We start from the raw sequence: 13,366 nt of genomic DNA on the forward strand, positions 1-13,366 counted from the left end.
TTGGCGAGGCTAGGACAAATCGTGCTGTTCCAACCACGCGTTAATGCCGCCGCGCAGTGAAACAACGTGCTCGTAGCCGCGGCCGCGCAATGCGTGGACGGCTTGCGCGGAGCGGATGCCGCTAGCGCAGTAGATAACAGCGGCATCGCCCTGGCCGATGTCCGGGTTTTCGCCGGCGAGGATGCGGTCGAGGGGCAGATGCGTTGAATGAGGAATGGCAGAGCGGGCGCGCTCGGCGTCGGTGCGGACATCGATAAGCGGGGCGTGCGCGGGGATCTCGCGAACCTCGGGGGCATCGGCTGGCTGGGTAGGCTGCGCGCCGGTGGGGCGGATGGGGATATACTCCCAGGTCCCAGATAGCGCCTCAAAGTAACCGAGCGTGCCAATAAGTGGGGCACCGACGCCGGTAATGATCTTCAAAGCCTCCAAGGCCATCGCAGAACCCACCGTGCCAACGATGGGGCCCAGGACGCCGGCTTGGGAACACGACGGAACCTCGCCCGGGGCAGGAGCGGTGGGGAAAACATCCTCGTACACAGGGCCCTTGCCGGACCAAAAGACGCTCATCTGCGCATCAAAGCCCAGGATAGAAGCCCAAATGTGGGGAATGCCCAGGCTGTGGGCGGCCCATGAGCACAGGTAGCGGGCGTCGAAATTATCCGTCCCATCGAGGATCACGTCGCAGCCGCGCAGCTGCTCGAGGGCGGTGGCGGATTCTAGGCGGCCGTGGCAGATGAGCTCCACCTCAGGGTTGAGGGCCCGCACCGCCGTTGCGGCCGATTCGGTCTTTACGGTGCCAATGGAGGCGGTGGTGTGAATGACCTGCCGGTGGAGGTTGGAGGGGGAGACGAGGTCGTCATCGAAAAGCGAGATGCGGCCCACCCCGGCTCCTGCCAGGTAGAGCAGCGCCGGTGAGCCAAGCCCGCCCGCGCCGATGACCGCGACGTGGGAGTCAGCCAATTTCTGCTGGCCCTTATCACCCCACAGGGCCTCCTGGCGGGCATAGCGTGTGCTCATTCGAGGCCCACCCAGTTGATGGAGCCATCGCCGTGGCTTTGTTCCTTCCAAATGGGCACCTCGGCCTTGACTCGATCGGCACAGGACTCCGCGGCGCGGAAGGCATCGCCGCGGTGGGCAGAGGCGGCGACGACGGTAAAGGCCAAATCGCCCACCTGTAGATCGCCGGTGCGGTGGGCCGACCACAAGCGCACGGGGTGCTGGCCTGCTACTTCATCGACAATCTCGCGCAGCTTTTCTGGGGCGCTAGGGTGTGCGGAGTAAGACAGCTGAGTGACATCGGGCCGGCCGCCATCGTGATCGCGCACGATGCCCTCGAACGTGACCACCGCGCCCATGGCTGAGGTGGTGACCTCTGCTTTGGCGGCGGCAAGGAGGGGCTCGAGGGGCTGCTCGGTCAGTATGGCGCCGACAGTGAGCCCAGTCTGCGCGGCGACATAAGAAGGATCAGTGCTCATGTTTTCCTTCTAACATATCGACGATGTGGACGATTAAATCCTCTAGCACGGCGCAACTATCTTTGACTCCGCCGGTAGAACCGGGCAGGGTCATGGCAAAGGTGGTGTCATTGACGCCTGCGACCGCGCGCGAGGCCACTGCGGTGGGGATAGTCTCCAAGCCTTTATTCCAAAAGGCCATGGCGATGCCGGGAAGCTCCCGCGTGAGATGGGGCTGTACGGCATCGACGGTGAGATCGTCCGGGGTCAGGCCCGTTCCGCCGGAGGTAAGGATAACCGCGGGCTTTTCGGCGAAGGCCTGGTCCACCGCTGCGGCGATATCGGCATCGGGCACCACGCGGGCATCAGGGCAGTCGAAACCCTTGCGGCGCAGGAAATCTACTGCGATGGGGCCCGAGCGATCCTCGTAGACCCCGGCGGCGGCGCGGGTGGAGGCGACCAAAACAATGGCGGTGCGAGCAGAACTCATAGGGGATAGACCTTTACTTTTTCTCCTGCGCTGAGGCTCTTACCGGCAGGAATGCGGATGAGGTGGGTGGCATTGGCGGCTTGGGCCAGCAGGTGAGAGCTAGCACCGCCAGTAACGTGGGCTTGCGCATCGGCGTACCCGCGGCGGAATTGATCCTTGTGGGGCAGCCCCTCGATGGCGTGCGCGATTGGTACGCGATATGCCGCGGGTGCCCAGCCCAGGGTGGGGGCGACAAAGAGGCGGAAGCTCACCATGGTGGAAATCGGATTGCCGGGCAAGCAGATGACCGGGGTGCCATGGAAACTGGCGATGCCCTGCGGCCCGCCGGGCTGCTGATCCACGTGGCCAAACCAGCCGGTGAGCACCTGCCGGATGACCTCGTATTTGCCCGCAGAAATACCGCCGGAGGTGACGATGGCATCGGGGCGGTGGAGCTTAGTGGCCTCCTCCAGCGCGCGGGTGAGCACCTCCGGATCATCATCGGTGGTGACATAACCGGCGACCTCAATGCCGGCGCGGTGGGCCATAGCAGAGATGAGCGGTGCATTGGCATCGGGAATAGCAGCTATACCCGTACCAATTTCCGCGCCGCCGGTGCACACGAGGATGCGGGCGGGGCGGTAAACGGTGACCTCCTCGATGCCCTGGGAGGCCAGCGCGGCCAAGCGCACCGGGGTGAGCTTATCGCCCTTGGCGGCCAGGAGAGCGCCCTGCTCGAGGTCCGTGCCCGTCCCGCGGATGAATTGGCCCTTTTCAGTGGCCGGAACTGTAATGGTCTCGCCCGGCTGGAGGAACTCCTGCGGCTGGCACTTTTCAATCGGCACGATGGCTGCCGTGCCCTCCGGAACCTTGGCTCCGGTCATGATGGGGCTGGCGGCGCGCAAAGGGCCATCCAGCAGCTCGGCGGGATCCGCGCCTGCGGCGATGGTGGGGCCCACCTCATACGCACCGGCTTCGGTAGCAGGCAGCGCGTAGCCATCCATTTGGGAATTGCTAAAGCGCGGCGAGGGGAAGGTGGTATAGACATCGGAGGCAAGGACCATCTCCTGTGCCTGGCCCAAGGACCGGGATATGACTTCGCGCGGGCCGAGGGCAGCCGCGACCTCGTGCGCGTGGGTTTCGGGAGTGCGCATGGCGTCAAGTTTACCCGCGAGTTCGACACGTTCGAAGCCTGCGGGCATAGTAGGAAGCATGTTGACCGTTCACTATTTCGCCGCCGCTCGTGCCGCGGCTGGCGTAGCTTCGGAGCAGGTAAAAGCGCCCACCACCTTAGGCCAGCTCATAGAGCAGCTGGGCAAGGACCACACCGGCACTACGGAGGCCGGTATGAGCATGAAAGAGGTGCTGGGGCGCTGCAACTTTCTTATCGATGGCGCCGGCAACACTCAGGCGGACTCGCCGCTCATGGGCGTGACCCGCGTTGACGTGCTGCCGCCCTTCGCCGGGGGATAACCCGTTCCTTTAGACCGGCTCGCGCAGCGGGCTGGTAAAGAAATTGACCAAGCTGCTGACTAAGGACAAGACGATGGCGCCGAAGATTGCAGAGCCCCAGGAATTGACCACAAGGTGGCCAATTCCTAAGTCAAAGGTATTGAGCGTCCACTCCACGATCAGCAGGGCGGCGCCGTTGATGACGAGCGCGAATAGCCCTAGGGTAAGGCAGGTCAGCGGGGCGCCGATAAAACGCAGCACGGGCATGACCACCGCATTAATGATGATGAAAACAATGGCCACAGCAATGAAATTGCCCAGCTTATCCGGGGTGATATAAATCCCGGGGATAATGCCCACTACGACCCAGAGCGCAATCGCGATGGCGACTACATTGAGGGCAAAATTGGTCAACGAACGCATTTAGCCTCCTACGGTATCGTTCCACGCCTGCAGCAGGGCGTTAGTTTCTTCCTCGGTTGTAATAGTAATGCGTATGCCTTCGCTAAAGGCGCGAACGAGCACGCCGCGTGTGGCTAGGCGTGCGGCTAATTCCTGCGGCGTTCCTAGCCTTTCAATATTCGCCGCCGGCAGCCATACGTGGTTGGCTTCCGAGTGGGGAACGCCCCATTCTGCCAGTTCCTTTTCCACCCGTTGGCGCTGGTCACAGGTCTCTTCGGTGCGCTCGCGCAGCGAATCCTGCGCTGCTAGCGCGGCGCGGGCACCGGCCTGGGCCACGGCGTTGATGGAAAACGGAATCGCTACTTTATTCAGCGCCGCGATGACATCTTCTGGGCCATAGGCATAGCCCACGCGCACGCCGGCCAAACCATAGGCCTTGGAGAAGGTCCGCAGGAAAACCACGTTGGGATAAGTGCCAAAAAGCTCGGTGCCCAGCGGGGTATCGGAATTCCGGTTGTATTCGATATAGGCCTCATCGAGGGCAACGAGGACATCGCTTGGCACCGCGTCCATAAATTCGGCGAACTCCGCCTTAGTCACGGTGGTGCCGGAAGGATTATTCGGATTGCAGACGAAAATTAGGCGCGTATCCGCGGTAATCTTCTCCGCCATCGCGGCCAAATCCACGCGCTGGTCCGCATCGAGTGGAACTGGAATGGGGCGTGCGCCCACAACCTGGGCAAAGATGGGATAAGCCTCGAAGGAACGCCACGGAAAAATCACTTCCTCACCGGGCGTGGTGGTGATCTGTACCAATTGCTGGCACAGCGCGGAAGAACCCGTGCCTACCGCAACCTGGTCGAAGCTCACGCCTAAGTGCTCGGCCAGATCCTCACGCAACTCGGTGGCCGCGATATCCGGATAGCGATTGGCCTCGGCGGTGGCGCGGGCCATAGCCTCTGCGGCCTCAGGCAGCGGTGGCTGCGTGGCCTCATTAGAAGAGAGCTTGAGGGCATCATCGTGGCGCGCGCCGGGCACATAGCCCGGAATGGCGCGTAAGTCGGAGCGAATCATGGCTACCACTCTAGGTCGTCTCTCCTGCGCGCGTGGAAGAAAACCGGGGACAAAACCAGGGGGTTAGTTTGGCCGTGGCGCATGCGGCAGGTATTGTCTTTTACGGTTCTTTCTGAACTTGGAGATGTGCCAGAGCGGCCGAATGGGGCTCCCTGCTAAGGAGTTGACCCTTCTGGGGTCCGGAGGTTCGAATCCTCTCATCTCCGCCACACAAATCCCGGGCGAATGCGCTTGGGATTTTGTTGTTTTGCCAGCTTAAACGACAGGCCTAAACGGGGTTAAATGACAAAATGCGGTGGCCACCAATCAGGAGCCAGGCCCCCTATTCTGCAAGCGTAATACGAGTATTCCCCCGCTACGGGCATGAAATGGAAATGTAGTTCTCCGAGGGCGCTTTTGGTGCTCAAGGAGATTTTTCAGAAGGATGAACTCGTCGCGTGGTGAGTTTTTATCGTGAATAATGGAGACATGGATAAAGCGCAGAAGACAAAAACGGAGTTTTGCTCGCTTTAGCAGTCGCCTCTTTGGTGATATTTGTTTTGTGGCTGACCGATGTAATAGGCATCGGCTTAGTGACCATCTTCATTGTTGTTCTGACTGCTGCTTCTGTCGGAGTGCGCGTGTGGGCGGAGAATGCAGGGCGTCAGTCTAAATAAGTAGTAAACCACACCTTGTTGACCCCAGAGCGGCTGTTACGTCATCGCTGGTCCACGATTCTTCCCGCCGCAGGTGACGGGGTGTAGGCGTGGCTCTCTGTTGATACGCGAGCTTGACCACTTTACAGCGCCGGAAAAACCTTGCTACGCAGGAGATCGGCAAGCTCGCACTGCGGGTCGGCGGGATCGATCCAGGCGGTTTCGGCGATTTCGGCCGCGGCGTGGGCGATGACGGGGCGCGGGTAGGTAAAGATATGCCCGCGGACGGTCTGGCCCGGTTCATTGGCGGCCGGGGCAGTGAAGGTGCCGAGCTCAGTGAGTTCAGGTAGGCGTACCTGCACGCCGATTTCTTCTTCCGCCTCGCGCGCAGCGGCCTGGACAGGGCTTTCGCCTTCTTCTAGCTTGCCGCCCGGCAGCTGAAACTTTGTGGATGAGGCCTTGCGTACGCCAAGCACGTGGCCAAAGGAATTGCGGAAAACGATGGCTGCGACTTCAATCATGGCCCCGATCATAACGAGGTGACCGGCGAACAGGCTCGCGGCCTTATCGCGCTAAGGACGTGCATTGAATATAAGGTAGGAAGGCATGAGCGATTCGAGGTTTCCCCGCTCGGTATTTGGGGTAGGAAGTGACCCTGATCCGCGTTTTACGCTGGCGAATGAGCGCACCTTCCTCGCATGGATTCGCACCTCGCTCGCGCTGATTGCCGGGGGAGTGGCCTTGGAGGCTTTCGATGTGCCGCTACCGGCGACCCTGCGCGCGGTGGTTTCCGCATTCATGCTGGTGGTGGCGATTGTGCTGCCGATAGTCGCGTGGGTGCAATGGAAGCGGGCTGAGCGTGCCTTGCGGCAACAGCGCCCGCTGCCCTTTAGCATCGCCATCCCGGTGCTGGTGGGCACCATCGTCGTTATCGCGGCCGTGCTGCTGGTAGGAGAGTTACTTGCCTAGCCCGCAGCCGCATGGGGAGCTCTTTGACCCCGGCTTGCAGCCCGAGCGCACCCGCCTATCGTGGCAGCGCACCATCCTCGCGCTGGCGGTGATACTCCTAGGGGTCATGCGGGTGGTCAGCGTTAGTGTGTTTCTCCCGTTGCTGGCGCTCGCGGCGGGCGTGCTGGTGCTGATCTTGGCGGTGAGGAAGCGGGCATCGCTTGTCGATGCCTCCCTGCGCACCCACCGCCACCTCCCCAGCGCCGCCGTCTTGGCCAGTAGCGCGGGGCTGGTCTCCCTGCTTGCGGCCTTTGCCTTGTGGGGTGTTTTTGCCTAAAGGCAGATTTTTCCCCGCAGCGCTGTGTGCTGATGGGAGATACGCGTAATCTATGTGGGGCTATATCAATTACGGTGGCCACCGGTGCCGCGGTATGAGGGGCGAGAAGGGCAAGGTGACGGCGATGGCGGATACTACTGAGCAGGCCAGCGATACGGTCGAGGCATGGTTGAAGCAGGATTCTGCCATTGACCCGCAAAAAGCGCCCCGCTTGCAGGCGTTGCTTGATGAGGTGCCACTGCAAGAGCTCATCGCCATCGTCGAGCGGCAAAATGCCATCCGCGCCGCGCTGGCCCTGCGCTTGTTGCCGCGGCGTAAATCCATCGTGGTATTTGATGCCCTGGATGCCAAGCACCAGGCAGATATCATCGATGAGCTGGGAAATGCTGATGTTTATGAGTTCTTCGATGAACTCGAGCCAGAAGACCGCGTGGCCCTTTTGGATGAGCTGCCGGCGGAAATCGCGGATCGGCTGCTGCGCTCGCTTACCAAATCAAAGCGGGATGTCACCGGGGTTGTCCTGGGCTATACCAAGGGCTCGGTGGGCCGCCGCATGTCGCCCGAGGTCCCCGGCATCCATCCCGAAATGAGCGTGGAGGAAGCGCTGCGGACCCTGCGTGCGAAGGCCGATGAGCTGGAAACCATCTATGCGGTGCCCATCACCCGCGCGGACCGCCGCCTAGTGGGCGTGGTGACGCTGCGGGAGATTTTTACCGCGGAGGAGGGCACCACGATTGGGGAGATCATGCAAAGCCCCATCTATGCCAACGCCAATGATGATGCGGAAGCCACAGCTAGGTGGTTCCTGCCGCTCGATATTTTGGCATTGCCCATCGTGGATGATTCGGACCGCCTGGTAGGCCTTTTGACCTGGGATGATGCCATTGACATCGTCGAAGCAGAAGATAGCGAGGACTCAGCGCGCGCCGGCGGTACCGAGGCCCTGCAGCAGCCGTACCTGTCCACGCCGCTATTAAAATTGGTGAAGTCCCGCATCGTGTGGCTGCTGGTTCTGGCGGTGTCCGCGCTGTTGACCGTGCGGGTCCTGGACGCCTTCGAGGACACCTTGGCGCAGGCCGTGGTGCTTTCCCTGTTTATCCCGCTGCTGACCGGTACCGGCGGCAATACGGGAAACCAGGCAGCAACGACGGTCACCCGTGCGCTGGCGCTTGGCGATGTCCGCGGGCGCGACCTCCTTGCCGTTCTCTGGCGCGAGCTCCGGGTAGGCATGCTGCTTGGTGCAGTATTGGGCTTGGCAGGGTTCGGCCTGGCAACGGTGGTCTATGGCGTAGATATTGGCCTAGTCATTGGCTCGACGCTGTTTTTAATCTGCTCCATATCCGCCACGGTGGGCGGGCTGATGCCCATCGTTGCAAAGACCATTGGCGCGGACCCTGCCGTATTTTCCAATCCGTTTATCTCCACGTTCTGCGATGCCACGGGTCTGATTATTTATTTCCTCATCGCCAAGTCCGTGCTCGGGCTATAAAGGCCCCCTGGCACACGGGGCCTGGCGCGCCGGGCGGGGGGTAGCGAACCGGTGGGGAAAATTTCACATTGTGAGTAGCTGCGGTGTGTGAATTTTAAATGCGGTGGGGGTGAATTCAGTAAAGTTTGTGGTTTCTGGTGCAAATGTTTTGTAGGGTCTTAGCATGCTCTGCACGGACTGAATGATGTTCGGGATGCACCAAGGATCCGGCTCGATTGCTGGTAATTGACAGAGCTATCACACCCCCGCCCTGCTAAAAGTCTCTCTAGCAAAGGAGTTCGCGGCATGACCACCCCGCATACTCACGAATCTACCGCCCAATCAGAGGGCGCTGAGGATCCGGGTGCCCCACGCAATGAATGGCGCCGCCAGTTCATTGGCCTTTTCATCGGCCTCGCCCTGGCCATCCTCGTATTTTTCATCTTCCCTTCAAATGCCATCGATACGGTCCAGCAGTCCACCGGCGTGGACGAGGAAGCCGATTACACGCTAAGCGCCATCCGCACCGTTGCGGCGGTCACCATCCTCATGGGTGTGTGGTGGATGACTGAGGCCATCCCGCTGGCTGCCACCGCGCTGATTCCGCTGGTCATCTTCCCGCTCGCAAGCGTGGGCACCATTAAGGAAGTCGGCGCGCCGTATGCCTCTGCCACCATTTTCTTGTTCATGGGTGGCTTCCTTATCGCGCTTTCGCTGCAGCGCTGGAACCTGCATCGCCGCCTTGCGCTTTATGTGGTAAAGCTCATCGGCACCTCGCCGCGCCGCCTCATTTTGGGCTTCATGCTGGCCACCGGCTTTTTGTCCATGTGGGTATCGAATACCGCAACGGCCGTCGTCATGCTGCCGATTGGTACGTCCGTGCTGGCGCTTACCGCAGAGACCGTTGGCGGTTGGGATAAGCAGAAGAAATTCGCCACCGCCCTCATGCTGGGCATCGCGTACTCCGCCTCCATCGGCTCGCTGGGTACCCTGATTGGTACACCGCCGAATGCCTTCTTGAATGCGTACATGGCCGATACCTGGGACGTCACCCTCGGCTTTGGTCGTTGGATGGCCGTCGGCGTGCCGCTGGCGCTTGTCTTCCTACTCATCGCATGGGCGCTGTTGATTACCATCTTCAAGCCGGAAATGACCGAAATCCCCGGCGGCCGCGAGCTCATCAACGAGGAAATCAAGGCGCTGGGCTCATGGACCCGCCCGCAGATCATGACCGGCATCATCTTCGTCCTAGCCGCCCTGGCCTGGGTAACCCTGCCCATCGTCCTTGGCGATTTTGATAATTATGACGATGCCATCGTCGGCATCGCCGCAGGTATCCTCCTGTTCATCCTGCCGGCCGATTCGGAGCGCCGCATCCGCCTGCTGGATTGGAAGACGGCCAATGAAATGCCATGGGACGTCCTCCTCCTCTTCGGCGGTGGCCTCTCCTTGTCCTCGGCCTTCAACTCCTCCGGTTTGTCCCTGTGGATCGGTGAGATGGCCAAGGGGCTCAGCTCCCTGCCCATCGTGCTCATCGTCGCAGCCGTGGCCGCCCTGGTCCTCTTCCTGACGGAGATCACCTCCAATACCGCCACCGCGGCCACCTTCATTCCCATCATGGGCGGCGTCGCCGTGGGCGTGGGCCTGACCACCGAAGGCGATATCAACGTCCTGTTGCTCACCATCCCGGTCGCCTTGGCCGCAACCTGTGCCTTCATGCTGCCGGTGGCAACCCCGCCGAACGCCATTGCTTATGGTTCCGGCTACGTCAAGATTGGCGAGATGATCAAGGGCGGCGTTGGACTCAACGTCATCGGTATCTTCCTCATCACCCTTACCGTCTTCCTGCTGGCGGTACCGATCTTCGGGCTGACGGTCTAGACATTAAGCACCTCAGTAGCCATCCTTTAATGAAAAACGTTACCATTAAAGGATGGCTACACCTGTTACCGTGCTGTCCGGATTTTTAGGCAGCGGAAAGACCACGCTACTTAACCACCTGCTCGCGAACCGGGAGGGGCGCAAGCTGGCGGTCATCGTCAACGATTTTTCTGAGGTCAATATCGATGCCGCCCTCGTCGCCGGCGAAGGCCACCTCGAACGCGGCGAGGATCGCTTCGTGGAGCTGTCGAATGGCTGCATCTGCTGCACCCTGCGTGAAGACCTCATCGAGTCCGTGGGCAAGCTGGCGCGCTCCGGCCGCTTTGATCAGATCGTCATCGAATCCACCGGCATTTCTGAGCCCATGCCCGTGGCTGCCACCTTTGAGTGGGAATTTGCCGATGGCACCACGCTTGCCGATGCCGCCCCCATCGACACCATGGTCTCCCTCGTCGATGCCTCCACCTTCTTAAACCAATTGCGCCGCGGCCGCAGCCTCGTCTCCGAAAGCATCGAGGCTACGCCCCAAGATGACCGCACCATTTCTGATCTCTTAGTGGACCAAGTCGAATTCGCCGAACTTATCCTCATTACCAAGACCGATCTTGTCGATGCCGCCGAAACCGAGCGCGTCATCGCCGCAGTCCGCGCCATGAATCCACGGGCTCGCGTGGTGCCGGTGACCCACGGGGTCATCGAACCGGGGCTAGTTCTCGATGCGCATTTGTTCAATACCGCCACCGCTGCCGCCTATCACGGCTATGCCGAAGAGCTTGCGAACCCACACACTCCAGAAACCGAGGAATACGGCATCTCCTCAGTCGTCTTTCGCGCCGACCGCCCCTTTAACCGCGAGCGCCTCATCGCCGCCCTCCGGGCAAGCACGGGCCTCGTGCGGTCCAAGGGGTATTGCTGGATCGATACCGATCTGCGCGTGGCCCACGCGTGGCAGCAGGCCGGGCCAAACCTGCAGATTATGCCCGCTTCTTTATGGGCCGCCAATGGTGTAACCCCCGGCACGGAGCTCGTGCTCATCGGCGTCGACTTCGATCATGAATCCACCCTGCAGGCCTTTCAAGACGCCCTGCTTTCCGATGCCGAAGCCTCCGCCCTTGTATAGCCTCCCCTCGCCCTCCACACCGAGCTCAAGCGTGAACGGCGGGTGAACAATACACCGCTGGCTATCCCGCCGAACACGGCTCTGTACAGGCGATTTGTTAGTTTTCAGGTCCGTGGGTATAGTAAATTCTCGTTGCACAGCAGAGCATACGCGCTGCTTCACAACGGACTGCGCCCGTAGCTCAACGGATAGAGCATCTGACTACGGATCAGAAGGTTGGGGGTTCGAATCCCTCCGGGCGCACAAAATTTCGAATCTCGAGACATCATCTCCAAGACGGTGTCTCGAGATTTTTTATTTCCGGGCTTATTCTCGGAGTGGGCGAGGAGTGTCGGAGGCTTGGATTCTAGGGGTCGTTGCAACGATGATGGTTACTTTGGTGTGATACTACCGGTTTGTGTCAGGGCGTTGGTCATGACTTCGGCTGGGGTGCGCCAGTTGAGCGCTTTGCGTGGTTTGTGGTTGTGTATGTTGGCGATCATCTCCAGGTCCTCGGCGCTGTAGATGGACAGGTCGCTGTTTTTGGGAAGGTTTCTCCTGAGCCTGCCGTTGGTGTTTTCGTTGCTGCCGCGTTCCCACGGTGATCCTGGATGGCAGAAGTAGATGGGAATGTCAGTGGCCATGGTAAAGGCTTTATGGCCTGCCATTTCGCTTCCTTGGTCCCAGGTAATTGATGACCAGAGTGCTTTATCGATTCCAGCGACAGCCTTGTGCAGGGCTGTGAATACTTCTTTGCTGGTGTGCCTGCCTGGCAGGTGGCCAAGGACAACAAATCGGCTGACGCGTTCGAGTAGCAGCCCGATTGAAGCAATGCATAAATTAATTTATGCATTCACAAAAAGGTCTTGCGGGAAACGGAGAGTTAGACCATCATAATTAATGAGACAGGGTTTCCTTTTTGGTTCATGCCTCACTTGACACCAACATCAGCACCAAAGGTTTCATTCTCTCCCGTCGCAAATCTTCCAAACACATTTGAATGGCGTTGCCGTGAAAGTAAAGAAATTTTTATCCGCCACTTTGGCGGCATTTATCGGATTACTTGTTTCCCCCACTGCAGTGGCCGCTCAGCCAATTGACTGGACCATCAGCCAAACAATCATTGGCCCGAAAGGCGAGATCTTCCACTCCGCGTAGGACAAGGAGATGAACCCGGCAGTGTTGGTTTTGGGCTTTCTCACATCAAAGACAGTCACGACGGTTTCGTTCCAGCCACTACAGAGATTGACACAGTTTTACATAACGCCCCCGACTGCAAAGGCGGCTTAAATGCAGGAAATGGCAAGAAAAAATGCTCTTACCCAATCAATGGAAGAGTTATGACGGTTGTTGCCACAGAACGAGTAGATCCCGCAAGCGGAGACGGCCGACCTGTCGGAATAATCACTGCTTTCTACCGCTAGGAGAATAGTCATCAATCAATTTGTTTCTATCACGACTGATGAAATCAAGTTTTTGAAAAATATATCCACCCAAATGTTTCAAGACACCATACTTCCAGAGGAAACAATTTTAGCCGGAGTCGGCATCCAAGCGGGAAGAAACAGCGGCTCCCCCGAAAATCAGCTCTGGTACCACTTCGACCTCTTTAACCCTAGACTTCACGAAGGAAAAGTCGTTCGCCTTTGGGGAAGATTCCCTGATTTAAGTAGAAATGAAGAATCTATCGAGTGGGATGAAATACTTCAGGGCTCTGGTTTCGTAGAGATGTTCCTTACCTCAACTCCCGAAAAGGATAAATTCAATTCTATGGAATATATCCAGAAAGGATGATTGTCAATGACATGGAAAAGGGTCTCATTTTAATGGGCTGCACTTTACTAACTGCAGTGTTCCCTGTCACCGCCCACGCATCTGAAAATAATCAGTATCAACCTGGGGACACCGTGCCACTCTCTGTCGACCCAGACGGTTTTCTCCCCGACGCAACTAAGGGCGGAATTAGTTTCTTTTCCGCTTCGTCCCCGGTTGCTACCTGCGTTAACGTCCAGCCAAGTGCTGACAACGTAAAAGTAACAAATAACTGCCCAGGGAAACAGGGAATCAAAGTGGGGTTGCCCGCAAATCGTGGACACGTAGTAGAGCTACCTAGCGGTTAGGCAGCGATTTTTTCTTCGTTTCTGGTT

At 59.1% G+C, this 13,366-nt stretch carries 16 protein-coding genes and 2 tRNA genes; 10 read left to right on the forward strand and 8 right to left on the reverse strand.

Annotated elements, in window-relative coordinates:
• Nucleotides 1–9 precede the first annotated feature (9 nt).
• From QP908_RS09465 to QP908_RS09480, 4 genes are read right to left on the reverse strand one after another with little or no spacing between them, the layout of a single operon-like run.
• On the reverse strand, nucleotides 10–1,017 hold the full coding sequence (locus QP908_RS09465) for a ThiF family adenylyltransferase (protein WP_239269643.1): 1,008 nt from the start codon (nucleotides 1,015–1,017) through the stop codon (nucleotides 10–12).
• Nucleotides 1,014–1,475, reverse strand: coding sequence for a molybdenum cofactor biosynthesis protein MoaE (locus QP908_RS09470; protein ID WP_023024915.1), 462 nt, complete (start codon nucleotides 1,473–1,475; stop codon nucleotides 1,014–1,016). The genes QP908_RS09465 and QP908_RS09470 overlap by 4 nt, the downstream gene beginning before the upstream one ends.
• Entirely contained in the window at nucleotides 1,465–1,944 is a 480-nt protein-coding gene (locus QP908_RS09475; protein WP_239269642.1) for a MogA/MoaB family molybdenum cofactor biosynthesis protein, read from the reverse strand. The genes QP908_RS09470 and QP908_RS09475 overlap by 11 nt, the downstream gene beginning before the upstream one ends.
• Nucleotides 1,941–3,077, reverse strand: coding sequence for a molybdopterin molybdotransferase MoeA (locus QP908_RS09480; protein WP_239269641.1), 1,137 nt, complete (start codon nucleotides 3,075–3,077; stop codon nucleotides 1,941–1,943). The genes QP908_RS09475 and QP908_RS09480 overlap by 4 nt, the downstream gene beginning before the upstream one ends.
• 58 nt (nucleotides 3,078–3,135) lie before the next feature.
• On the opposite strand from QP908_RS09480, the gene QP908_RS09485 reads away from it, so the two are divergent.
• Entirely contained in the window at nucleotides 3,136–3,396 is a 261-nt protein-coding gene (locus QP908_RS09485; protein WP_023016533.1) for a MoaD/ThiS family protein, read from the forward strand.
• A gap of 9 nt (nucleotides 3,397–3,405) precedes the next feature.
• On the opposite strand, the gene QP908_RS09490 is transcribed toward QP908_RS09485, so the two are convergent.
• Nucleotides 3,406–3,798 carry a phage holin family protein gene (locus QP908_RS09490; protein WP_239269640.1) on the reverse strand — a complete coding sequence of 131 codons (393 nt, stop codon included), beginning with the start codon at nucleotides 3,796–3,798 and terminating at the stop codon, nucleotides 3,406–3,408.
• The gene (hisC, locus tag QP908_RS09495) at nucleotides 3,799–4,851 is read right to left on the reverse strand and encodes a histidinol-phosphate transaminase (RefSeq protein WP_239269639.1); all 1,053 of its coding nucleotides are present in this window, start codon (nucleotides 4,849–4,851) and stop codon (nucleotides 3,799–3,801) included.
• A 120-nt stretch (nucleotides 4,852–4,971) separates the two neighbouring features.
• Here hisC and QP908_RS09500 point away from each other — a divergent pair.
• Nucleotides 4,972–5,060, forward strand: a tRNA-Ser gene (locus QP908_RS09500).
• Nucleotides 5,061–5,629: 569 nt separating this feature from the next.
• Here QP908_RS09500 and QP908_RS09505 read toward each other — a convergent pair.
• The gene (locus QP908_RS09505) at nucleotides 5,630–6,007 is read right to left on the reverse strand and encodes an NUDIX hydrolase (RefSeq protein ID WP_239269638.1); all 378 of its coding nucleotides are present in this window, start codon (nucleotides 6,005–6,007) and stop codon (nucleotides 5,630–5,632) included.
• Between the two features lie 85 nt (nucleotides 6,008–6,092).
• Here QP908_RS09505 and QP908_RS09510 point away from each other — a divergent pair, with 85 nt between their 5' ends.
• The 6 genes from QP908_RS09510 to QP908_RS09535 all read left to right on the forward strand — a co-directional run bounded on the left by QP908_RS09510 (nucleotide 6,093) and on the right by QP908_RS09535 (nucleotide 11,483).
• Complete coding sequence (locus QP908_RS09510) at nucleotides 6,093–6,455, forward strand: YidH family protein (protein WP_239269637.1); 363 nt, start codon at nucleotides 6,093–6,095, stop codon at nucleotides 6,453–6,455.
• Nucleotides 6,448–6,771 carry a DUF202 domain-containing protein gene (locus QP908_RS09515; RefSeq protein WP_239269636.1) on the forward strand — a complete coding sequence of 108 codons (324 nt, stop codon included), beginning with the start codon at nucleotides 6,448–6,450 and terminating at the stop codon, nucleotides 6,769–6,771. Before QP908_RS09510 ends, QP908_RS09515 begins: the two co-directional genes overlap by 8 nt.
• A gap of 124 nt (nucleotides 6,772–6,895) precedes the next feature.
• Nucleotides 6,896–8,260, forward strand: coding sequence for a magnesium transporter (gene mgtE / locus QP908_RS09520; RefSeq protein WP_239269635.1), 1,365 nt, complete (start codon nucleotides 6,896–6,898; stop codon nucleotides 8,258–8,260).
• Between the two features lie 285 nt (nucleotides 8,261–8,545).
• The gene (locus QP908_RS09525; RefSeq protein WP_239269634.1) at nucleotides 8,546–10,120 is read left to right on the forward strand and encodes an SLC13 family permease; all 1,575 of its coding nucleotides are present in this window, start codon (nucleotides 8,546–8,548) and stop codon (nucleotides 10,118–10,120) included.
• 52 nt (nucleotides 10,121–10,172) lie between these two features.
• Nucleotides 10,173–11,240, forward strand: coding sequence for a GTP-binding protein (locus QP908_RS09530; RefSeq protein ID WP_284772159.1), 1,068 nt, complete (start codon nucleotides 10,173–10,175; stop codon nucleotides 11,238–11,240).
• Nucleotides 11,241–11,410: 170 nt separating this feature from the next.
• Nucleotides 11,411–11,483 (forward strand) — tRNA-Arg (locus QP908_RS09535).
• A 128-nt stretch (nucleotides 11,484–11,611) separates the two neighbouring features.
• On the opposite strand, the gene QP908_RS09540 is transcribed toward QP908_RS09535, so the two are convergent.
• Complete coding sequence (locus QP908_RS09540) at nucleotides 11,612–12,064, reverse strand: IS30 family transposase (protein ID WP_349883435.1); 453 nt, start codon at nucleotides 12,062–12,064, stop codon at nucleotides 11,612–11,614.
• Between the two features lie 166 nt (nucleotides 12,065–12,230).
• Here QP908_RS09540 and QP908_RS09545 point away from each other — a divergent pair, with 166 nt between their 5' ends.
• Both QP908_RS09545 and QP908_RS09550 read left to right on the forward strand, forming a co-directional pair.
• Entirely contained in the window at nucleotides 12,231–12,377 is a 147-nt protein-coding gene (locus QP908_RS09545; RefSeq protein ID WP_239269632.1) for a hypothetical protein, read from the forward strand.
• Nucleotides 12,378–12,716: 339 nt separating this feature from the next.
• Nucleotides 12,717–13,013 (forward strand): hypothetical protein, encoded by a 297-nt coding sequence (locus QP908_RS09550; RefSeq protein WP_239269631.1) that lies wholly within the window; start codon nucleotides 12,717–12,719, stop codon nucleotides 13,011–13,013.
• The last annotated feature ends 353 nt before the right edge of the window (nucleotides 13,014–13,366 follow it).

It is taken from the genome of Corynebacterium sp. MSK204 (assembly GCF_030229885.1).
Classification (GTDB): Bacteria; Actinomycetota; Actinomycetes; order Mycobacteriales; family Mycobacteriaceae; genus Corynebacterium.